The sequence below is a fragment of the Pararhodobacter sp. genome, from assembly GCF_034676075.1.
In the GTDB taxonomy this organism is placed as follows: Bacteria; Pseudomonadota; Alphaproteobacteria; order Rhodobacterales; family Rhodobacteraceae; genus Pararhodobacter.
The window spans coordinates 18,465-40,281 of record NZ_JAUCCQ010000002.1 but is presented as its reverse complement, the minus strand read 5'-3'; the positions used below and the strand labels follow the sequence as shown (position 1 = coordinate 40,281).

Here is a 21,817-nt window from a genome sequence, read left to right as displayed (position 1 = left end):
GACCCCGACATGGCAACGCTTGTTCTCGGTGCAGCCGGCGCCGCCATCGGCGGTTCGATCGGCGGGGCGATCCTCGGCGTGAGCGCCGCGACCATCGGCGGCTTCATCGGCTCGAGCATCGGCTCGGTCGTCGACAGCTGGATCATCTCGTCGCTGGCGCCGACCCAGCGCATCGAGGGCGCGCGGCTCGACACGCTGCGCATCACCTCGGCCACCGAGGGCGCGGTGATCCCGCGGCTCTATGGCCGGATGCGGATGGGCGGCAACATCATCTGGGCGACCGATTTCAGCGAGGAGACGAAGACCACGACGCAGGGCGGCGGCAAGGGCGGCGGGGGCGGCAAGGTCAAGACCACCGAGTATCTGTACTACGCCAGCTTCGCGGTGGCCTTGTGTGAAGGCCCGATCACCGGCATTGGCCGGATCTGGGCCGACGGCAAGCCGATGGACCTCTCCGGCGTCACCTGGCGCTGGTATCCCGGCGACGAGGCGCAGACGGCGGACCCGTTCATTGCGGGGAAGATGGGCGCAGCCAACACGCCCGCCTATCGCGGCACCGCCTATGTCGTCTTCGAGGAACTGGCGCTTTCGACCTACGGCAACCGCCTGCCGCAGCTGTCCTTCGAAGTCTTCCGGCCGCTCGCCGATCCCGACACCGCCGAGGGGCTGACCCGCGCCGTCACCATGATCCCGGCCTCGGGCGAGTTCACATATGCCACGCAGGCCATCCGCAAGACCGATGGCGGCGCGACGATGCCCGAGAACCTGAACGCGCTGGCCGACTCCACCGACATGGTGGAGGCGCTCGACCGGCTGCAAGCGATGGCGCCTGCGGTCGAGAGCGTCAGCCTCGTCGTGGCCTGGTTCGGCGACGACCTGCGCGCGGGCTCCTGCAAGGTGCGGCCGGGCGTCGAGGTCTCGGCCAAGTCGACCACGCCCGCCAGTTGGTCGGTGAACGGCGTGAGCCGTGCCAACGCCTTCCTGGTCAGCCGCGACGACCAGGACCGCCCGGTCTATGGCGGCACGCCGTCCGACTTCGCCGTGGTGCAGGCGATCCAGGAGATGAAGGCGCGCGGGCTGCGCGTGACATTCTACCCATTCATCCTGATGGACGTGCCGCCCGGCAACACCCTGCCGAACCCCTATTCCGACAACGCCGCCGAGACCGGCCAGCCCGCTTTCCCCTGGCGGGGCCGGATCACCTGTTCTCCAGCGGCAGGCTACGCGGGATCGGTCGACAAGACTGCCACGGCCGCAAGCCAGGTCGCGGCGCTGTTTGGCGCGGCGACACCTGCGAGCTTCAGCGTGGCGGGTCAATCGGTTTCGTGGACAGGCACGCCCGGCGACTGGGGCCTGCGCCGCATGGTGCTGCACTATGCCCATCTCTGCGCGGCGGCGGGCGGGGTCGATGCCTTCCTGATCGGCACCGAGATGCCGGGGCTGACGACGGTCCGCTCGGGCGCGGCCACCTATCCGGCGGTGCAGGGCTATCGGGACCTCCTTGCCGATGTGCGGTCCATTCTCGGGGCCGGGACGAAGATCGGCTACGCCGCCGACTGGTCGGAATACTTCGGGCACCAGCCGGGCGACGGCTCGGGCGACGTGTTCTTCCACCTCGATCCGCTCTGGGCGGACCCGGAGATCGATTTCGTCGGCATCGACAATTACATGCCGCTGTCGGACTGGCGCGACGGGTTCGAGCACGCGGATGCGCAGGCGGGCTGGCCTGCGATCTACGACCGGGCCTATCTGCAGGGGAACATTGCGGGCGGGGAAGGCTTCGACTGGTTCTATGCCAGTGCGGCTGATCGGGTGGCACAGGTGCGCACCCCGATCAGCGATGGCGCGGCGGGCAAGCCATGGGTTTTCCGCTACAAGGATCTTCGCGCCTGGTGGTCGAACGCGCATTACGACCGCCCGGGCGGGGTGGAGAGCGGCACGCTGACGGCGTGGGCGCCGGAGTCGAAGCCGATCTGGTTCACCGAGCTCGGCTGTCCCGCCATCGACCGGGGCACGAACCAGCCGAACGTCTTCTTCGACCCGAAGTCGTCCGAGAGCTTCACGCCGCATTTCTCGCGGGGCTGGCGCGACGACGCGATCCAGCGCGCCTATCTCGAGGCGACGTACCTCTGGTGGGGCGTCCCGGCGAACAACCCGGTGTCATCGGTCTACGGCGGCCGGATGGTGCATGTGCCGGAATGCGCCGCCTGGACCTGGGACGCGCGGCCGTACCCGTTCTTTCCGGCGCTGACCGATGTCTGGACGGACGGGGCGAACTGGCGGCTGGGGCACTGGCTGACCGGACGGCTTGGCGCGGTGTCGCTGGCGGCGCTCGTGCGGCACCTCTGCCTGCGCGCCGGGCTGCCCGAGTCCCGGATCGACGTCACCGGCCTCTGGGGCGCGGTCGAAGGCTACGCCATCACGGCGCTGGAAAGCCCACGCGCCTCGATCACAACGCTGTCGCGGCATTTCGGCTTCGACGCCGTCGAGACAGAGGGGGGGATCCGCTTTGTCATGCGCGGCCGGGCCTCCGTCGCCACCCTCGCGCCCGACGATCTGGTGGCCACCCGCGAGGGCGATGTGCTGGAACTGACGCGCGAGCAGGAGACCGAACTGCCGCAGGCCCTGAAATGGCAGGTCGCCCGCGCCGACGAGGATTACGACGCGGCCCTCGTCGAGGCCCGGCGCATCACCGTGGACACGACCCGGATCGCGTCCGAGTCCTTTCCAATGGCGGTGCCGCCCGAGGAGGCCGAGAGGCGCTGCCGCCGCGCGCTGATGGAGGCGTGGGTGGGCCGCGAGACGGCGGCGTTCCGTTTGCCACCCTCGCGCCTCGCGTTCGATCCGGCCGATGCGATCCGGCTCGCGCATGACGGGCGTCTGGTCGATCTGCGGCTCGTCTCCATCGCCGACGCGGCAGCGCGCGGCATCGAGGCGGTGCGGCAGGACCGTGCGACTTACGATCTGCCGCCCGGCGATCCCCGCGCGGCGTCGCTGACGCGGGCCGTGGTGTTCGGCGCGCCGGACGCGGTGCTGATGGACCTGCCGCAGCTGACCGAGGACCAGCCCGCGCATCGACCGTTTGTCGCGGCGCACGCTCTTCCCTGGCCGGGCGAGATGGCGGTGTTCCGCAGCCCCTCGACGGACGGGTTCGAGTTGCTGACCACGTTCGGCAGCCGCGCCCGGATCGGAGCGCTGGTCTCGGACTTCTATCCGGGCCCCACCTCACGCTTCGACCACGGCAATGCGCTTGTGGTCGATCTGCTCACCGGCACGCTGGAGAGCGTCACCGACCTGACGCTGTTGGGCGGCGCCAATGCGCTGGCTATCGAGAGCGCGCCCGGCACCTGGGAGATCGTGCAGGCGGGCGCGGCCGAACTGCTGGCGCCGGGTCGATACCGGCTGACCCGGCTCCTGCGCGGCCAGCGCGGCACCGAGGGCGCGATGGGCAATCCGGCGCCCGCTGGCGCTCTTGTCGTGGTGCTGGACGCGTCGCTGGCGTCCCTGCCGATTGCCGAGGCCGATCTCGGATTGCCGTGGAACTGGCGCATCGGTCCGGCGAGCCGCCCCGTCAGCGACGAGACCTATGTGGCGCAATCCTTCACGCCCGCGGGCGTCGGGCTGCGGCCGTTCTCCGGCGCCCATGTCGAGCAGCCGTGGCGCAGGCCGCGCACGCCCGGCGATCTGACGATCCGCTGGACGCGCCGGTCCCGAGCTCTCGCGGCCGACAGCTGGGGCGGGCTAGAAGTGCCGCTCGGAGAAGAGCTCGAAGCCTACGAGGTCGAGATCCTTGATGGCGCGACCGTTAAGCGGGTGCTGAGCACCGCCACCACCAGCGCGGTCTACACCGCCGCAGACCAGACCGCCGATTGGGGCGCGCCGCTCGGCCCCGGTGACACGCTCGACAGCCGCATCTACCAGCTCTCCGCCCTCGTCGGGCGGGGCGCGCCCAAGACCCTCACGCTGATACTCTGAAGGCCATCCCATGTCCGACGCCACGACCCATCTCCTGCTGCCCTACATCCTGGCGGCGCAGGCCCAGAAGCACGTCACCCACAACGAGGCGCTGCGGCTGCTCGACGGGCTCGTGCAGCTCTCCGTGCTCGACCGCGATCTGACAGCGCCGCCCGGCAGTCCCGCCGATGGCGATCGCTACATCGTCGCCTCGGGCGCGACGGGCGAATGGTCCGGATGGGACCTGAACGTCGCGCTCTGGACCGATGGCGCCTGGCTGCGACTTCCCCCGCGGATCGGCTGGCGCGCATGGGTCGAGGACGAGGGCCTGCTGCTGGTCTACGATGGCGCGGGCTGGCTCGGGACCACACCGGCGGCGCTGCAGAACATGGCGCTCCTCGGGGTTGGCACCACGGCGGATGCATCGAACCCGTTCTCGGCCAAGCTCAACGCCGCGCTCTGGACGGCGAGGACCGTGGCCGAGGGCGGCACCGGCGACCTGTTCTACACCATGAACAAGGAGGCGGCCGGCGACGATCTCGGTTTGACCCTCCAGACCGGCTTCGTGACCAAGGCGCTGGTGGGGCTGTTCGGGTCGGACCGCTTCCGGCTCGCGGTCTCCGCCGACGGCAGCACCTTCTTCGACGGGCTGAGCGTCGACAACGCCACCGGCATTGTCGATCAGCCCCGGCTGCCGCGGTTCAAGGCTTACACGAACTACGACAACTACGTCGGCGTCGGCACCTGGACCAAGATCGGCCTTAACAACACCGACTACAACGATCAGGGCGCGTTCGACGCCGTGAACAACCACTTCGTCGCCCCCGTGGACGGCACCTACCTCTTCGGCGCGACTCTGCTGTACAAGATCAACGCCAGCGCCACCGCCCGCATGCGCGGGCGGCTCGTCCTGAACGGCACGACCGAAATCCGCGGCTCCCTCGGCGAAATCTCCGCCACTCATGTCTCGCTCGCTACCGCGATCTGGCTTCAGACCATGGTGCCGCTGACGGCAGGCGATACCGTCGAGCTGCAGGGGTATTTCCGGGTCGCGGACGGCTACTTCGCCGCCGACCACACGTCCTTCTGGGGCTGCAAGGTCGGCTGAGCGGCGGAAGGAGGATCCGATGAACCCACCCCGATCCGAGGGCTTCGTGCGCATGCCCGACGCCGAGTTCGAGGCGATCTTGACCCGGGCGGCGGAGGAAGGCGCCAAGCGTGCGCTGGCCGATGTCGGCCTCGACGGCGACGAGGCCGCGCTCGACATCCGCGATCTGCGCTCCCTGGTCGACTGCATCCGGCTGGTCCGCCGCACCGCGATGCAGACCGCCGTCCGCATGATCACCACCGGCGTCATGCTGGCGCTGCTCGCGGGTATAGCGATCAAGCTGAAGATCTTCGGCGGCGGCCCGTAGCCGCTCAACACCCCCGTTCACCAGCCCAACCGCACCCGCCCTCGAGGCGGTTTTTTTTCGTTTCGGAGGACCCTCATGACCACGACCTTCCACCGCCATTGGCGTGATGTGCCGGAGAGCGCCTGGCGCTGGCCGAATTTCTCGCCCGCCGAGATTGCATGCCGGGGCACCGGCAAGCTGCTCGTGAACGAAACCGCGCTCGACAAGCTGCAGGCGCTGCGCGACCGGCTGGGCAAGCCGCTGATCGTCCGCTCCGCCTACCGCAGCCCAGAGCACAACCGTGCCGTGGGGGGCGCGGGCCGGTCGAAGCATCTCGACGGCGCCGCCTTCGACATCGCCATGGCGAACCACGATCCGGTGGCCTTCGAGGCTGCGGCGCGCGAGGTCGGATTCCTCGGCTTCGGCTTCTACCCGCGATCGGGGTTCATCCATGTCGATCTCGGGCCCGCGCGGCAGTGGGGCGAGCGGTTCCCGGTCCGGGCGACGGCATTTGCAGCCGAGACGCCGCCCGCGCGCGAGGTGCTGGCTGACAGCCGCACCATGAAGGGCGGCGGGGCAGCCGGTGTGGCGACGCTGGGCGCGGCGGGCGTCGAGGTGGCGCAGCAGGTGCTGGCCGAGACCCAGACCGCGATCTTGCCGCTTGTGCCGTATCTCGACACGTTGCGTTGGGTATTCATCGCCGTGGCGCTTGGCGGCATCGCGGTCACGATCTACGCGCGTCTCGATGACTGGCGCCGAGGGCAGCGGTGATGGCCCCGCTCCTGATCGGGTTCGCCGCCAGCCCATGGATGCGGGCCGCTTTGCGCTACGGCGCCATCATCCTCGCCCTGCTCCTGTTCCTGCTTTCGCTTCGGCGGTCCGGCGAGCGAGCGGGACGCCTCGCTGAACGCCTTCAGACCACGGAGAAAGCCAATGATGTCCAACGCCAGATGCTCGAGGCGACGGCTCGTCGTCCTAGGTCTCGCGACGAGCTTGCTGAGCGGCTGCGCAACGGTCGGTTCTGAGCCCGGCATCGCGACCGTCTGCCCGCCCGTGGTAGAGTACAGCCGCGAGTTCCAGGCGCGCGCAGCCGAGGAGCTCGCGCGGCTGCCGCACGGGTCGGCCATCGCCGAGATGCTGAGCGACTACGCCGTGATCCGGGATCAGGTCCGTATGTGTTCTCGCCCCTGATCAAGAGCCGAATTGGAGCCTCAAGGTCAGGCAGCAGCGTAGCTGGTAAAGACCTCGTTCGATCCGTCGCGCCGGATCAGAAACACGTCGTAGGCCTCGCGCTGGCTTTCCGGTCCCATCCCGGGCGAGCCGTAGGGCATGCCTGGCACTGCGAGGCCGACCGCGTCGGGGCGTTCCAGCAGGAGACGGCGAATGTCGGCAACAGGGACGTGACCCTCGATAATGTAACCATCCACACGACCCGTATGGCAGGAGACCATCTCCTGCGGGATGCCGTTGTCCAGCTTGTAGCGCATCAGAAGCGTTCCGGCGCTCGCCTCGGTCGTGACGACAAAGCCGTCGTTTTCGAGGATCTCGATCCAGGCCGAGCAGCAGCCGCAGTTTGGGTCCTTCATCACGTGGATCGCCGGTCCGGCGCCTTGCCCCAGAGCCCTCAGGGGCGACGCAGCCGCCAGCGCAGCTGCGCCAATCAGGAGCTTGCGGCGGGAAAACATGTCTTGGGTCATCTGATGTTCCTTTCGAGGTTGGATGTGTGGGCTGGCAGATCAGAGGTCGACCCGCCTGAGCCGCAGGGCGTTGGTGATCACCGAGACCGACGACAGGCTCATCGCCGCCGCCGCGATCATCGGCGAGAGCAGAAGTCCGGTGACAGGGTAAAGCAGCCCGGCGGCGATGGGGACGCCAAGCGCGTTGTAGGCGAAGGCGAAGAACAGGTTCTGCTTGATGTTCCGCAGGGTGGCGCGGGCGAGCTTGCGCGCCCGCACGATGCCCATCAGGTCGCCGCCCAGCAGGGTGATGCCTGCGCTTTCCATCGCAACATCGGCCCCGGTGCCCATGGCGATGCCGACATCGGCGGCGGCGAGCGCGGGGGCGTCGTTCACCCCGTCGCCCGCCATGGCGATCTTGTGGCCGTCGCGGCGCAACTGGTCGATCAGGTCCTTCTTGGCCTCGGGCAGGATGCCTGCGCGCACCTCGTCGATGCCGAGCTTGCCCGCCACCGCCTGCGCCGTGCGTTCGTTGTCGCCCGTCGCCATGATCACCCTTAGCCCTTGGGCATGAAGTTCCCGAATGGCCTGCGCGGTACTCTCCTTGATCGGGTCGGCGACCGCCACGATGCCGACGAGCGCGCCGTCAAGCGCGACGAACATCGCCGTCTTGCCCTCGGCGCGCAGGGTGTCGGCCTTTGACTCGGCCTGCGCGGTGTCGAGCCCCATCTCCCGCATCATCGCCGCGTTGCCTAGCGCCACCGCGCGCCCACCGACCCGGCCCTGTACGCCCTTGCCAGTGACGGCGTCGAAGTCCGTGGCCTCCTGACGCGGCGCACCCTGCGCCTCGGCTCCCTCGACAATCGCCTCAGCCAGCGGGTGTTCCGAGCCACGCTCCAGCGCTGCGGCCAGCGACAACAGGTCGGTCTCGGTGACGTCCCCGAGCGCAACCGTATCGGTCAGCTTCGGCTTGCCCATGGTCAGCGTGCCGGTCTTGTCGACGATGAGCGTATCGACTCCTGCCATTCGCTCCAGCGCCTCGGCGTCCTTGATCAGCACGCCCGCCTGTGCGCCGCGCCCCGCCGCCGTGGTGATGGAGATCGGTGTCGCCAGCCCCAGCGCGCAGGGGCAGGCGATGATGAGGACCGACACGGCCGAGGCGATTGCGAAGACCAGCGCGGGCTCCGGGCCGAAGATCAGCCAGACCACGAAGGCGACGATGGCGATGACCACCACCGTCGGCACGAATATCGCCGACACCCGGTCGGCCAGCCCCTGGATCGGCGCACGGGACCGCCGCGCGTTCGACACCATCGCCACGATCTGCGCCAGCACGGTATCGGACCCGACCTTGCCTGCCTCCATGACCAGAGAGCCGTTCTTGTTGATCGTGGCGCCCGTCACCTCATCCCCCGGCCCCTTTTCCACCGGCATTGACTCGCCGGTCAGCATGCTTTCGTCCAGCGACGAGCGGCCCTCGATCACCGTGCCGTCGACCGGAATGGCGTCGCCGGGACGGACCCGCAGCCGGTCGCCCTCCATGATGTTCTCCAGCGGCGCATCGTATTCAGTGCCGTCCGGCAGGATGCGCCGCGCGGTCTTCGGCGCCAGATCCAGAAGCGCGCGGATCGCATCCCCGGTGCGTTCTCGCGCTCGGAGTTCCAGCACCTGGCCCACGAAGACCAACGCGACGATCACCACCGCCGCCTCGAAATAGGTGCCGACGCCGTGGCCCATCCGGTACTGTTCCGGAAACACCCCCGGCAGGAACGTCGCGACGAGCGAGTAAAGGTAGGCCGCCGCCACGCCGAGGCTGATCAGCGTCCACATGTTTGGGCTGCGGTTCACAATGGAGTCCCAGCCGCGCCGGAAGAAAGGCAAGGCGGCCCAGAGGATGATCGGCGTTGCCAGCACGAACTCGAGATAACTTGCGGTCTGATGCCCGATCCAGTCGCGCACTGGCAGCGCGACCAGTTCACCCATCGTCAGGATGATGAGCGGCACCGCCGCCGCCGCCGAAATCCACATCCGACGCGTGAAGTCGGTCAGCTCCTCGCTGGGCTCATCCGACGGCACCATCGGTTCCAGCGCCATGCCGCAGATCGGGCAGGACCCCGGCGCATCGCGGACGATCTCGGGATGCATCGGACAGGTGTACTGGACGTTGGCCGGAGCAGCCTTCTTCTGTCCGGCGGCCCGGCCCGAGGCGTAGAACCACGGATCCGCCTTGAACTTCGACTGGCATTTCTCCGAACAGAAATGAAAGGTCTCTCCCTGGAACTCGGCGTGACGCCCGTCCGGCTTGACCGCGACCGTCATCCCGCAGACCGGGTCCTTTGCGGTATTCGCCCCCGCCGGAATGTCGGGCGCCGCGTGATGGTGATCGTGCTCCATAGTCTGCCAGCCTTTCGATCTCTTGTTTCAGCTTGCCGCTTCCAGCCGTTGGAAGCTCAAGCTCTTTTCAATGGTGGTCGTGAGCGCCTTCCAGGGCGGGATTCCGTGCGAGGAAGATTCCGACGAACAGGAACACCAGCGCCATGCCGATCGCACCCAGGACGACGATCAAGGGGTCGGACTGCCATTTCATCGCGGCGAAGGCGGCCAGCACCACGGCATCAAGTGCGATTGCCGTCAGCAACACCCAGCCCCGAGCGCCGATTTCTTCGCGCAGATGCCGGAACACGCCAAAGTGGATGATCATGTCCATCACCAGATAGAAGAAGGCCCCGAGCGAGGCGATGCGGCTGAGATCGAAGAAGACCGTCAGGAAGCCTGCGATCACGACGGTGTAGACGAGTGTGTGGTCCTTGATCGTGCCTGGCATCCCGAAATGGCTGTGCGGGATCATCTTCATGTCCGTCAGCATCGCCAGCATCCGCGAGACGGCAAACACGCTGGCGATCAGGCCCGAGGCAGTTGCCACCAGCGCAAGCGCCACCGTCAGGTAGAAGCCGGTTTGCCCGAGGGCTGGTTGGGCCGCTTCAGCCAGCGCGTAGTCCTTCGCCGCCACGATGCGATCGAGCGGCAGGCTGGAGCCGACCGCGAATGCGACCAGCAGGTAGACGACGACGCAGATGGCGATGGACAGGACTATGGCCCGGCCCACGTTCCGATGCGGATTGGTCACCTCGGCGCCGCTGTTGGTGATGGTCGTGAACCCCTTGAAGGCGAGAATGGACAGCGCGACCGACGCCACGAACCCACCCGCACGAAAATCTCCGCCCGACGCTTCGAACGAAATGCCGCTGGCCCACAGACCGGCCGCCCCGAACAGCGCAATGCCGCCCACCTTGAGAATGGCCATGATAATGGACAGCAGCCCGACCGACCGGTTGCCAGAGACGTTCACGAGATAGGCGAAGACGATCAGCCCCACGCCGAGGACCGGCACGAGAATGCTGTCCGGATCGCCGCCGAAGGCTCGCAGGGTGTAGGTTCCGAAGGTGCGAGCGACGAGGCTTTCGTTGATGACCATCGACAGCGCCATCAGGAGAGCTGCGCCCGCCGCGACCGTCGTCGGTCCGTAGGCTTTCTTCAGGATCATCCCGATGCCGCCCGCAGACGGGTATGCGTTCGACATCTTGATATAGGTGTAGGCGCTGAAGGCGGTCACGATGGCGCCGACGACGAACGAGAGCGGGAAGAGAGGCCCGGCGAGTTCGGCGATCTGGCCGGTCAGCGCGAAGATGCCCGCGCCGATCATCACGCCGGTGCCCATGGCTACCGCACCAGGAAGGGTGATGCTGTTCTTCTGGTACTCGCTTCCGGTCATGGATTTCCCTTTTCAGGCTTTTGCCGCATGGCTACCCAAAGCAGTGGCAGGCCCGTCAAGAGGCCGAGGCCAAGTACTGCCCATGTCGCCCGGCCCAGATCTCCGCTCACCGCCTCGCCGCCGAAATGGGCCAGCAGGAAGCTTGCCGGAATGATCCCCGCCAGTGTTGCCAAGGCGAAACGCCAGGCGTGCAATCGGCTCAGTCCGGCCGCGTAGCTGATCATGTCGAAGGACACGAAGGGCATCAGGCGGCTGGCAAGAACCGTCGCCGTCAACGCGGTCTGCGAGCCGAGAAGCCCGGCATCGACGCGATCACCGAACACCCGCCGCAAGACATCATGCCCCAGAACCCGCGCGAGACCGAAGGCGATCAGCGCCCCGAGCTCGGCGCCGATGACGACCTGCACGGTCCCCCAGAGATGTCCGTAGGCCGCTCCGGCCGCCAGTGCGATGGGTGCACTCGGGATTGGGCTGGCCACGACCGCGATGGTCATAAGCGTGACGATCAGGACCGGCCCCCAGAGACCCGCACGCGCCACCAGCGTTTCCAGACGCTCGGGCTCCAGGAGGCTGCGCGCCTCGGCGAACACCGAAGGCGCGAACTGCCAGACAGCGAGCAGTCCGATGCCGAGGATCGCAAGGCCCGCGAGAATGGTGACGCGCAGGCTCATCTCAGACCGCCGCGACGGCCTTCGCCAGGAGGTCGCGCACCTCGCCCGCCACGGCCGTCAGTTCGGCGTTCTCAATCGCCTGCATCGACGCCACAGGATCGATGGCGCTGACTTCCACGCCACCGTCGACCTCGCGCAGGATGACGTTGCATGGCAGCATCGCACCGACGCGCGGTTCGATCCCGATGGCCTGATGCGCCATCTTGGGGTTGCAGGCGCCGAGGATGCGGTAGGCGGGCATCTCGACATCTAGCTTCTTCTTCATCGTCGCCTTGACGTCGATCTCGGTCAGGATGCCGAAGCCGTGGTCGGTGAGGGCCTTCCGCGCGCGAGCGTCGACGTCGTCGATACCGGCGTCGGGGAACATTCGATTGATCGTGTAGGTCATTGCCAACTCCTTTTTTCTATTTCCGAAGATACTTGATCAGCGCTGCTATGGCCAAAACCAGCAGCACGAGGATCAGCAGGCCGAAGAGCCAGCCAAACCCCATTCCGAAACCCATTCCGGGGCCCATGTCGTTCCAGTTCATCATCTCATCCTCCTGATTTTTACCCGCAGGGTGCGTCTTTTGGCCGGCCCTCACGACAACATGGGGCAGGACAGACCAGGATCGGTGCCGGGCGGGGCGCCATGTCCGGACGACCCGCTGGGATCAGACGGACGCCGTGACCGCGAATTCGGTCATCATCCCCGTCGTAAGGTGCGGCATGTGGTGGCAATGCAGCATCCATCGGGCGGCCTCACCGACATCGAGGGCGACATCGACCATCGACATCGGTGGCACGTGAACCGTGTCGCGTAGTGCACCGGCGACCCGACGCCCGTTCAGCCCGACGACCTGGAACACATGGCCGTGCAGATGCATCGGGTGCGCCATCATCGACATGTTGTGGAACGACAGCACGACCCGCTCACCGCTGCGTGCGGTGATCGGCTGGTGCTGGCCCCAGACTGCCCCGTTTATCGTCCAGACGTACGGCTGCATCGAACCGCCCAGCATCAGCATCTGGCTGCGGTCCACGGGTCGATCCGGCAGAGCGTCCAGCGCGATGAGGCGCGCCTCCTGCGCCAGATCGGTGTCGAACGCGGGCGCTTCGGCATCCGCCATTGCATCGAGACGCCGCACTTCGGCACCCTGCGTGGCGAGGATCAGGCCGGTGCGCTCGCGCGCGCCTTCGCGCAGGGCGAGGATCGGCCAGGCGCCGCCTTCGTGCGGCAGGTCGATCTCGATGTCCAGACGCTGGCCCATTGCCAGACCGAACCGCGTGCCGGCGAGAGGTTCGACCGCGTGCCCATCTACCGCGACCAGCCGCGCCTCGGCACCGCCGGTCTCGATCCAGAATACCGTCGCCGCAGCGGCGTTGATGACCCGAAGCCGGATACGGCCACCGCGCTCGACCTGGACCACCTCCGGGTCCGACAGGGTCCGGTCATTGGCGAGATAGGCGTCCCAGTCATAGTCGTTCAGGTCCATGGCCATGCCGCCCATCTGGCCGCCCATACCCATCATCCCGCCCATTCGGGGCATGTTGCCCATCGGCATGCCGCCCGTGGCGCCATGGCCCATGGCCCCGTGATCCATGCCCTGCATCGCCCCCATGCCTCCCATGGGAGCGCCCTGATCGGGCAATGCACCGGCACCATGGCCCGCGCCGTGCCCGCCGCCATGACCTGCGCCGATCTCGGCCAGAACCTCCTCGGGGGCCTTGAAGGAGAAGTCATGAAGGAACATCACGACGTCTTGCCGGTCGGCAGCAACGTCCTCGGCCGAGCGCACGATCAGCGGCGCGGCGAGCAGCTGCATCTCCTGGGTGGGCACATGGCTGTGCATCCAGTGCGTGCCGGGCCGTGCCTCGAAGTCGTAGGATCGGGTTTCACCCGGTGCGAGGAGGGGCATCGGCATGTCCGGCACACCGTCCTGCGCGTTGGGCGGGATCTGTCCGTGCCAGTGGATGATGGTACCGACGTCCAGGTCGTTGGTCAGATCGACCCGGAACCTCTGGCCGGGGTCGAGGATCAGTCCCTGACCGCGGGGGCCGGCAAGCCCGAAGACCGTGGCAGCGCGACCGTCGATGTCGAGCGTGCGCGTCGCAGCGGAGAGGCTGATCGGCGCCACCCCTTGCGCGAAGGCGATGCGGGGCAAGTGTGCAGCGCCAATGGCGGCCGCACTTGCGGCAAGAAAGCCGCGTCGAGAAAGCATGTTCATGGTCGTCTCCTCGGGACTTCCGTCCCGTTCATCAATACCGATGGGGCGCCTCGGGCGTCTGCCCGGGCGCGCTCAGAGGAGACGGAGCTTGGGAGGTCGTTCGTTCAGTCCCGGCGCACGGCTGACGTGGATTGCCGCGGACGGGACGTCATGACTGGCGGCGCCGTAGGCGTGCCCGGCTTCCTCGCCTGCCGACGTCAGGAAGGCAGAGAGGCCTGCGCATACGAACTCGCACATCTCGGCATCGGCCGATCCACAGTGCTCTCCAGCGTCACAGTCGAAGCCCGAAATGACCGGAGAGTGCATCATGTCGGCGACATGCATCGCGTGATCCACACCGGAATTCATGCTCATGCGTGTCGCATGCGCGGAGGTCACCGTCGTCACCACGGTGATCGCGAGTATGGCAAGCATGGTGACGACACGTTCGAGCATGCTGCAAAGATAGGCATTGCTCACGAGAATGTCCATTGTCGCAGGCGCCTCGCCGCTGGCACAACGTGGTCTCGACCAAACGCGAATGTTATTCCGCAGTGATCGGCGATAGACGTCTTGAAAAAAGCTCTCCGAAATACTGTCGTGATCGGTCTGGTCGTCGGAGGTGTGATCCTCGCGGTCTTTGCTGGCTGGCGTTATGCCGGTACCGCATCCACCGCCGTGGCGTCGGCGGACATCATCGCGCAAGGACGCCAGATCTATGCGGATCAGTGCGCCGCCTGCCACGGCGCGGAACTGGAGGGCCAGCCGGGCTGGCGCTCGCCGCTTCCGTCCGGCCGGTTGCCGGCGCCACCCCACGACGCCAGCGGCCACACCTGGCACCATCCTGACGATGTCCTGTTCCGCATCGTTAGGGAAGGCACCGCCGCCGTGGTCGGCGGCGGATACGAGAGCGACATGCCCGGCTTCGCAGACGTGCTGAGCGACGCGGACATCCGCGCCGTTCTCGACTACATCAAGAGCACATGGCCAGAGCGCGAGCGCCGATACCAAGAGAGGGTGTCGGAGGCAAACTGACATTCCCCATGGTCGTCGGCTGCTACTCGCGCCAGGCCAGTTCGCAGACCGAGTTAGAGGAACGTCGCCGACCAGGTCAGCACCATGAAGCCGCCGAGCGACTGCATCATGTTGACCATCCGTATCGGCCCGGTTGCCTCGATCTGCGTGTACCCGAGCGTGGCGAAGTTGACGCCGGAGAAGTAGATCAGGCCGCTCCAGCATGGGTCGTAGCTGCCGTCGAAGCCTCCCACGCCCCAGCCCTGCAGCGCCCTGTAGACTGCGGCGAAAGCCAGGATTTCAATCGTGTGGAGCGCGAGCAGCCCGACGAACGCCACCATGATCGCCGCCTGCGGTCTCTCTTTCGAGTTCGGCTTCACGCCCCGGACGGCCAATAGCCCCGTAGTGGTGCGCGACCAGATGGCGGCCACCAGCGCGAAACCGAGCAGAAGCCCGATTCCAGTTGCAGCATGTTGAGCACTCGCGGCGGAACAGTACCCCGAGGTTTATGTTCTCAGCGCTCGGCCCTGCGGCATGGCAGCGGAACCATCGCCCTGCCGATGATCTGATCTCAGGCCTCACGTTCCGGATCAAACGCAAGAAGCCGCAGCGCGTTCAGTGTGACGAGCACCGTCGCGCCGGTATCTGCAAGGATCGCGATCCACAGCCCGGTAGTGCCGAGGATCGTCGTCACCAGAAACACCGCCTTAAGGCCGAGCGCGATCGCCACATTTTGCCTGATGTTCGCCATGGCTGCGCGAGCAAGGCGAATCTTGCCGGCCACATCGGTCACGCGATTGCGCAGGATCGCGGCGTCGGCGGTTTCAAGCGCGACGTCCGTTCCGGAGCCCATGGCAACTCCGATGTGGGCGGTGGCGAGCGCAGGGGCATCGTTGATGCCGTCGCCCACCATCATCACGCGGTCTCTGGCGGTCATCTCACGGATCGCGGCGACCTTGCCTTCGGGCATCAATTCGGCGCGATGGTCAATGCCCAGCCCAGCGGAAATGGCTGCTGCCGTGCGCCGGTTGTCGCCGGTCAGCATCACAGACGCGATGCCAAGCGCCTTGAGTTGCTGCACCGCGCGGGCGGCATCCTCTCGGGGTTCGTCCCGGAGCGCTACGAGTCCGACCAACTGGCTCCGGCGGAAGACCGCGACGACTGTCTTGCCTTCATCTTCCATGCCGACCACCGCCCGGAGCGCGTGGTCGTCCAACACACCGCGCTCCCCGGCGAACCGTGGAGAGCCCACCCAGGCGGTTTCACCCTCAACGACTGCTTCGGCCCCTTTGCCCGGAAGCGCTTTGGCGGCGGTCGCGGCCAGGAACGGCGCTCCCGCAGCTTCCGCGCGGGACAGGATCGCCTCCGCCAGAGGATGGCTCGACCCCGCTTCGACGGCGGCAGCCAGCGCCAGCACCTCTGTCTCCGATCCCGAGATCGGCACCACGTCCGTGACGCGCGGCCGTCCGTGGGTCAGGGTTCCGGTCTTGTCGAATGCGACATGCGTGGTGGCCGCCGCGGCCTCGATCACGGCGCCTCCTTTCATCAGCAGCCCGCGACGCGCGCCTGAAGAAAGCGCAGAGGCGATGGAAGCCGGTACCGAGATCACCAGCGCGCAGGGGCATCCGATCAGGAGAAGCGCGAGCGCCCGGTAGATCCACGTATCCCAGCCTTGCCCGAACGCGAGGGGCGGGACGATGGCCACCAGCACCGCAACTCCGACGACGGCCGGCATGTAGATGCGGCTGAAACGGTCGATGAAGCGCTCGGTCGGGGCCCGGGCGCTTTCCGCTTCCTCGACCAGCCGGATGATACGGGCAATGGTGTTGTCCTCGGCCGACTTGGTGACCCGAACACGCAGCGCCGCCTCGGAATTGATGGAGCCGGCAAAGACGGAGGCACCGGGTTCCTTCAGCTTCGGCACACTCTCGCCCGTGACGGCGCTCTCATCGACGCCCGAGGTGCCCTCGATAACTTCGCCATCTGCCGGGACCCGGTCTCCCGGGCGCACCAGAACGATCTGGTCCACCTGCAGCTGGTCGGCTGGTATCACCCGAGTCCGGCCGCCGATCTCCAGGATCGCGGTCTTCGGTACCAGACGAGCGAGCGCCCGGATCCCGTCGCGGGCCTTGTTCGCCGCAACACCTTCGAGAACCTCCCCGACGGCGAAGAGGAAGACGACGAGCGCCGCTTCCTCGGCGGCGTCGATGACGAGCGCGCCGCTGGCGGCGATTGTCATCAGCATCTCGATCGTGAACGGCATCCCCGCTCTGGCGGACGCGACGGCGCGGCGTGCGATAGGGGCGACACCAATGAGCGTCGCGAGGATGAATGCCCACGTTGCCACATCCTGGGAGGCGAGCAGTTTCACGGCCCATGCCGCCGCGAGGAGGAGACCGGTGCCGATCACCAGTCTGCCCTTCGCGGTCTGATACCAACGCGAACCGGGCCCGGGACCGCTCTCGGGCCCTGTCGATCCAGCGTTGGGCTCGAGTCCTGCGGCATCTCGCGAGCCGTCCGCACGGGACGCTTGCTCATCGTCCGGCAGCACGAAGCCTTTCCGATCGGGGCTCGATCCTTTCGCCGCGATCCCGTAGCCGAGCCGCTTGACGATTGCTTCGATCTGGTTGCGAGGGGTCTGCCCTTCATCCAGAGTCAGCCGAAGCCGCTCGGTCATCAGCGCCACATCGACGTCGCTCACGCCAGGCAGGCGTTCGACCGCACCCCGGACCTTGCCGGCGCACGACGCACAGTCCATCCCGGAAACCGTCCATTCGTAGGTTGCACTGTCGTTCGCCGTCATCACGCCCTTCCAACCCGCCCAGCGGGCAACATTGTATTTGCTGAGTCGGGAACCTAAGGTCTCTAGTAGCTATAGCTTCAAGAGGAAATCTGATGCTCACCATCGGAAAATTGGGCGAAGCGGCCGGCGTGAAGGTTCCGACGATCCGCTACTACGAGCAGATCGGGCTCCTGCCGGAGCCAGATCGCAGTGCCGGGAACCAGCGGCTCTATGGGCAGTCGGCACTGGATCGGCTAGCCTTCATCCGCCATGCGCGGGAGCTCGGTTTTCCGCTGGACGCTATCCGAGACCTTCTGAGTCTCTCTGACAGACCCGATCAATCCTGCGCAGCCGCCGATGTCATCGCCAGGGCGCAGCTGGCCGAGGTTGAAAGCCGCCTTGCGCGCCTGACTGCGCTGAAAGGCGAACTTGAGCGCATGGTCGTGCAATGTGCAGGCGGTCGGATTGCCGATTGCCGGGTCATTGAAGTTCTGGGCGACCATTCGCTATGCGCAACCGATCACCAGCATCCGGAGAGCGAGGCGGCATCGTGAACGCACCCGGCACCCTCGCCATCTACATCGGTGCCGCTCTGGCCGAGATTGCGGGCTGCTTTGCGGTCTGGGCATGGATGCGGCAAGGCGCGAGCGCGCTCTGGCTGGTCCCCGGCCTCCTGAGCCTGGCCGTCTTCGCTTGGCTCCTGACCCTTGCCCCCTCCGATTTTGCGGGGCGGGCCTACGCAGCTTATGGCGGGGTCTATATCGCAGCCTCGCTCCTCTGGCTGTGGCTCATCGAGAAGCAGCGCCCGGACACTTGGGACCTGACAGGTGCCGCAATCTGCCTCGCCGGTGCGGCCGTCATCCTGTTGGCGCCGAGGGCGGCTGGTGGATGATCGGGGGTGCTCTCCAAGATCAAGGCAGCCGACTGCCGCTCATCGTTGCCGACATCACGATAGAGCCAACCTTTGCGGACGGACTCCCGCTCTTCCAGCGTAGCAGCTGTGCGCATCAAATAAAATCAATGACTTATACTGGAGAAGGTTGGACGTCAGACCCATCCCCTCCGCCACCTTCCCCTGATTGCAGCGCGATAGGGCGTCCGCCGGGCGAGGGCCTTGTCCGTTGCTTCAGCCCGATGGTCGGATCGGCCCGGCCGAGACGGCCGCCGTCCCGCCGCAGGCCCGCCCCTGTCACCCCTCGCCGCGCAAGAGGGCGGTCAGGCGGATCGGGCTGCTTTGGCCGGACAGCAGTGCACGGTAGATGATGACCGATTCGGTGACGCGCATGACGTAGTTGCGGGTCTCGCTGAAGGGGATCATCTCGACCCAATCCACCGGGTCCACGCCCGGGTCGCGCGGGTCGCCATAATCCTGCGCCCAGCGGCGGGGGCGGCCGGGGCCGGCGTTGTAGGCGGCGCTGACCATCGACAGGGTGCCGCCGAACAGATCCGACATCTCCTGCAGATAGCCCGCGCCCAGCGTCGCGTTATAGGACGGGTCCGAGGTCAGCCGCCCCTCGTCGAAGGGCAGGCCCAGCCGCTGCGCCGTGTGCCGCCCGGTCGCAGGCATGACCTGCATCAGACCGCGGGCATCGGCATGGCTGGTGACGCGCGGGTCGAATTCGCTTTCCCGCCGGGCGATGGCCAGGGTCAGATCGGGCGGCACCAGCAGGTCGGCCTGCGCCAGTTCCGTCACCGGGAAATAGGCGTTGGGCAGCAGGATGCCGCGGCCGATTGCCTCCTTGGCGATGCGCAGGGCAAAATTCGGCTCGCCCCGGTCGAGCCAGAGCTGGGCCAGCGCGCCGAGTTGGGCCTCGTCGGACAGGTTCTCGGCCAGTTGCAGGGTGAAGCGCCGCGCCTCGTACCATTGGCCCGCGTCGTGCAGGAGGAGCGCGGCCCGCAGCAGATCCGAGGAGACCAGCGGCGTGTCGTGCCAGTCGGGGTAGTCGGGCGGCGCGATCAGGGCGGGGTCGAGGTCCATCCCCAGCCGTTCCGCCGCCAGCTGGCCATAGAACGCCGTCTGATATTGCGCGCCAAAGGCGAAGGCCTCGCGCGCCGCCTCGGCATTGCCCAGGGCCTCCTGCGCGCGGCCTTCCCAATAACCGGCGCGGCCCAGCGTGATCGGGCTGACCGAGCGGTTCCTGAGCGTCTGGAAATGCGCAAGCGCCTCGGCGGGTCGGTCGAGGAACCGGAGCGCCACATAGCCCGCCAGCCATTCGAGGTCGGCCATGCTGGTGCCGTTGTCGGTGAGCCCGTGGCGCGCGGCCAGGGCGAAGGCGGTCTCGTACTCGCCCGCCTCCATCGCCCGCCGCGCCAGCCGCGCACGCTGGGCGGCCCATTTCTCGGGGCGGCCGAGGTTGTCGGGCGAGACCGAAAGCATCAGCTCGGCCGCCTCGTCCTGAAGCCCGCGGTTGAGACGCCAGTAGAAACGGTCATAGGCCAGCCCCGGGTCCCCGGCGCGCGCCGCGGGCACGGCATCGATCAGCGCGTTGACCCCGTCGGCCCGGGCCTGCAACGCCAGCCGGGCGCGGGCCAGCGCCGCATCGGCAGCGCCGACGCGGGGGATCATCCGCTCGCTGGCGTTGCGCTCGCCCTCCCAGAGCATCGCATCCAGCCTCTCGGCGGCGAGCGGGCGCAGCTGGTCGCCGAAGCGGGTCAGCAGATCCGTCTCGATTGCTTCGGTCAGTGGATAGCCCAGCCAGAGCGCGCGCAGCGTCTCGGTCGGGTCGCGGTCCAGCGCCACCTCGGCCCTGAGCCGGGCGAGATACCCTTCCGAGGTGCGGGGCGGATGCAGGCTGAGCCAGCTCAGCACCGCCTCGGGCGGCTCCCCGGCCAGACGGGCCTCGGCACGGGTATAGAGCAGGTCCATCCCCGGCCAGTCCTGGTGATGGGTGGCGAAGGCGGCATAGGTCGAGAGGTCCCCGGCGATCCCCTCGCGCAGGATCCGCCAGGTGGCGATGCGCACGCCGATCGGCCCTGCCGCCTCGCGCAGGATCTGGAAGCGGTCGACGTCGCCGAGCCGGACGGCGCTGACCAGCGCGCCGATGGCGCCGCCCGCGCGGGGCGGCGGCGCTCCCTCCCAGGCCAGGGAGGGCCGGGCAAGGGGGACTTGGGCCGCGACGAGGGTTGCGGCGGTCATCAGGGTCTTCAGCAGGCGCATGGATGCTCTTGAAAAGGGGCGCCCAAGAGTCTAGTCGCACAGGATGCCTGCGCAACACACAAAGGGGTCAGGAGACTGGCACCGGCGGCAGGCTGCCAAGAGGAGCAAGAGATGATCCGGGGTTCGCTTCCCGCACTGGTCACGCCGTTCACGAACGGTGCGGTCGATTACGAGGCGCTCGAATCGTTGGTCGAATGGCAGATCGCCGAAGGGTCGCACGGGCTGGTTCCCGTGGGCACCACCGGCGAGAGCCCGACGCTGACGCATGACGAGCATGAAGAGGTCGTGGCCTTCGTCGTCAAGGTTGCCAAGGGCCGCGTGCCCGTGGTGGCCGGTGCCGGCTCGAACAACACGGCCGAGGCGATCCGTCTGCTCAAACACGCCGAGAAGGTCGGCGCCGATGCGGCGCTGGTTGTGACCCCCTATTACAACAAGCCGACCCAGGCCGGGCTGATCGCGCATTTCACCGCGTTGGCGCAGGCCTCGGCGCTGCCGATCATCATCTACAACATCCCCGGTCGTTCGGTCGTCGACATGATGCCCGAAACGATGGGCGAGCTGGCCAAGCTGCCGTCGATCATCGGCGTCAAGGACGCGACCGGCAAGATCGAGCGCGTCTCGATGCAGCGCGCCAGCTGCGGGGCGGATTTCGTCCAGGTCTCGGGCGAGGACGCGACGGCGCTGGGCTTCAACGCCCATGGCGGCGTCGGCTGCATCTCGGTCACCGCGAACGTGGCGCCGAAGCTCTGCGCCGAATTCCAGGAGGCGACGCTGGCCGGCGATTACGCCCGCGCGCTGGAGTATCAGGACCGCCTGATGCCGCTGCATACGGCGATCTTCCTGGAGCCGGGGCTGGCGGGGGCGAAATACGGCCTGTCGCGGCTGGGCCGCTGCTCGACCGAGGTACGGTTGCCGCTCCTGGGCGTGACCGAGAAGACCGCCGAGGCGATCGACGCGGCGATGCGCCACGCGGGCATCCTGAACTGAGATTGTCCCTTTGGGGGCTGGCAGGGGCGGCTTCGGCCGCCCTTTTGCTTTGCGCCCTTGCCGGGATCGCGGTTCGGGTGGCGACCCCGGGAGGGTTTTCCACCCTCCCGGACCCTCCCGAGGATATTTTCAGAACAAAGATGGGCGCGGTAACGGGCAGTTAAGGTTAATGCGGGGCGCCTGTGCTGTGGCCGAGGGGGCTAACGCCGGTTCGGCAAGATTCC

At 67.4% G+C, this 21,817-nt stretch carries 20 protein-coding genes; 9 read left to right on the top strand and 11 right to left on the bottom strand.

The window, feature by feature from the left end; translation table 11 throughout:
- Window positions 1-9: 9 nt before the first annotated feature.
- The 5 genes from VDQ18_RS01530 (at window position 10) to VDQ18_RS01510 (ending at window position 6,373) form a co-directional block, all read left to right on the top strand.
- Window positions 10-3,975: a baseplate multidomain protein megatron gene (locus VDQ18_RS01530; RefSeq protein ID WP_323019261.1), complete on the top strand. Its 3,966-nt coding sequence runs from the start codon at window positions 10-12 to the stop codon at window positions 3,973-3,975.
- Window positions 3,976-3,985: 10 nt separating this feature from the next.
- Window positions 3,986-5,062 (top strand): DUF2793 domain-containing protein, encoded by a 1,077-nt coding sequence (locus tag VDQ18_RS01525; RefSeq protein ID WP_093359542.1) that lies wholly within the window; start codon window positions 3,986-3,988, stop codon window positions 5,060-5,062.
- A 19-nt stretch (window positions 5,063-5,081) separates the two neighbouring features.
- Complete coding sequence (locus VDQ18_RS01520; RefSeq protein WP_075784372.1) at window positions 5,082-5,369, top strand: DUF6127 family protein; 288 nt, start codon at window positions 5,082-5,084, stop codon at window positions 5,367-5,369.
- Between the two features lie 75 nt (window positions 5,370-5,444).
- Window positions 5,445-6,119: a YcbK family protein gene (locus VDQ18_RS01515; RefSeq protein WP_062563563.1), complete on the top strand. Its 675-nt coding sequence runs from the start codon at window positions 5,445-5,447 to the stop codon at window positions 6,117-6,119.
- Window positions 6,119-6,373 (top strand): hypothetical protein, encoded by a 255-nt coding sequence (locus VDQ18_RS01510; RefSeq protein WP_203561091.1) that lies wholly within the window; start codon window positions 6,119-6,121, stop codon window positions 6,371-6,373. The genes VDQ18_RS01515 and VDQ18_RS01510 overlap by 1 nt, the downstream gene beginning before the upstream one ends.
- A 192-nt stretch (window positions 6,374-6,565) precedes the next feature.
- On the opposite strand, the gene VDQ18_RS01505 is transcribed toward VDQ18_RS01510, so the two are convergent.
- From VDQ18_RS01505 to VDQ18_RS01470, 8 genes are all read right to left on the bottom strand, one after another.
- Window positions 6,566-7,045 carry a DUF411 domain-containing protein gene (locus tag VDQ18_RS01505; protein WP_323019260.1) on the bottom strand — a complete coding sequence of 160 codons (480 nt, stop codon included), beginning with the start codon at window positions 7,043-7,045 and terminating at the stop codon, window positions 6,566-6,568.
- A gap of 39 nt (window positions 7,046-7,084) precedes the next feature.
- A complete protein-coding gene (locus tag VDQ18_RS01500) occupies window positions 7,085-9,418 on the bottom strand; it encodes a heavy metal translocating P-type ATPase (RefSeq protein WP_323019259.1) in 2,334 nt (777 codons plus the stop codon).
- Between the two features lie 67 nt (window positions 9,419-9,485).
- Window positions 9,486-10,796: an APC family permease gene (locus VDQ18_RS01495; RefSeq protein WP_209056289.1), complete on the bottom strand. Its 1,311-nt coding sequence runs from the start codon at window positions 10,794-10,796 to the stop codon at window positions 9,486-9,488.
- Complete coding sequence (locus tag VDQ18_RS01490) at window positions 10,793-11,467, bottom strand: TVP38/TMEM64 family protein (protein WP_323019258.1); 675 nt, start codon at window positions 11,465-11,467, stop codon at window positions 10,793-10,795. Before VDQ18_RS01490 ends, VDQ18_RS01495 begins: the two co-directional genes overlap by 4 nt.
- 1 nt (window position 11,468) lies before the next feature.
- Entirely contained in the window at window positions 11,469-11,855 is a 387-nt protein-coding gene (locus VDQ18_RS01485; protein WP_045681285.1) for a DUF302 domain-containing protein, read from the bottom strand.
- Window positions 11,856-11,871: 16 nt separating this feature from the next.
- Window positions 11,872-12,000, bottom strand: coding sequence for a hypothetical protein (locus VDQ18_RS01480; protein WP_264224588.1), 129 nt, complete (start codon window positions 11,998-12,000; stop codon window positions 11,872-11,874).
- 120 nt (window positions 12,001-12,120) lie between these two features.
- On the bottom strand, window positions 12,121-13,674 hold the full coding sequence (locus tag VDQ18_RS01475) for a multicopper oxidase family protein (protein ID WP_323019257.1): 1,554 nt from the start codon (window positions 13,672-13,674) through the stop codon (window positions 12,121-12,123).
- A gap of 72 nt (window positions 13,675-13,746) precedes the next feature.
- Window positions 13,747-14,145: a hypothetical protein gene (locus tag VDQ18_RS01470; protein ID WP_045681279.1), complete on the bottom strand. Its 399-nt coding sequence runs from the start codon at window positions 14,143-14,145 to the stop codon at window positions 13,747-13,749.
- A gap of 108 nt (window positions 14,146-14,253) precedes the next feature.
- Between VDQ18_RS01470 and VDQ18_RS01465 the strand changes: the two genes are divergently transcribed.
- A complete protein-coding gene (locus tag VDQ18_RS01465; RefSeq protein ID WP_123193412.1) occupies window positions 14,254-14,688 on the top strand; it encodes a c-type cytochrome in 435 nt (144 codons plus the stop codon).
- A gap of 53 nt (window positions 14,689-14,741) precedes the next feature.
- Here VDQ18_RS01465 and VDQ18_RS01460 read toward each other — a convergent pair whose 3' ends face one another.
- Entirely contained in the window at window positions 14,742-15,098 is a 357-nt protein-coding gene (locus tag VDQ18_RS01460) for an ion channel (RefSeq protein ID WP_208990406.1), read from the bottom strand.
- A gap of 140 nt (window positions 15,099-15,238) precedes the next feature.
- Window positions 15,239-17,470, bottom strand: a complete 2,232-nt coding sequence (locus VDQ18_RS01455) for a heavy metal translocating P-type ATPase (protein ID WP_323019256.1) — start codon at window positions 17,468-17,470, stop codon at window positions 15,239-15,241.
- Between the two features lie 92 nt (window positions 17,471-17,562).
- Here VDQ18_RS01455 and VDQ18_RS01450 point away from each other — a divergent pair, with 92 nt between their 5' ends.
- Together VDQ18_RS01450 and VDQ18_RS01445 are read left to right on the top strand one after the other, a co-directional pair.
- Entirely contained in the window at window positions 17,563-18,003 is a 441-nt protein-coding gene (locus VDQ18_RS01450) for a MerR family transcriptional regulator (protein ID WP_045681275.1), read from the top strand.
- Window positions 18,000-18,341, top strand: coding sequence for a YnfA family protein (locus VDQ18_RS01445; RefSeq protein ID WP_140197623.1), 342 nt, complete (start codon window positions 18,000-18,002; stop codon window positions 18,339-18,341). Before VDQ18_RS01450 ends, VDQ18_RS01445 begins: the two co-directional genes overlap by 4 nt.
- 297 nt (window positions 18,342-18,638) lie before the next feature.
- On the opposite strand, the gene VDQ18_RS01440 is transcribed toward VDQ18_RS01445, so the two are convergent.
- Window positions 18,639-20,606 (bottom strand): lytic transglycosylase domain-containing protein, encoded by a 1,968-nt coding sequence (locus VDQ18_RS01440; protein WP_323019255.1) that lies wholly within the window; start codon window positions 20,604-20,606, stop codon window positions 18,639-18,641.
- A gap of 111 nt (window positions 20,607-20,717) precedes the next feature.
- Here VDQ18_RS01440 and dapA point away from each other — a divergent pair, with 111 nt between their 5' ends.
- Window positions 20,718-21,593, top strand: a complete 876-nt coding sequence (dapA, locus tag VDQ18_RS01435) for a 4-hydroxy-tetrahydrodipicolinate synthase (protein WP_323019254.1) — start codon at window positions 20,718-20,720, stop codon at window positions 21,591-21,593.
- Window positions 21,594-21,817: the final 224 nt, after the last annotated feature.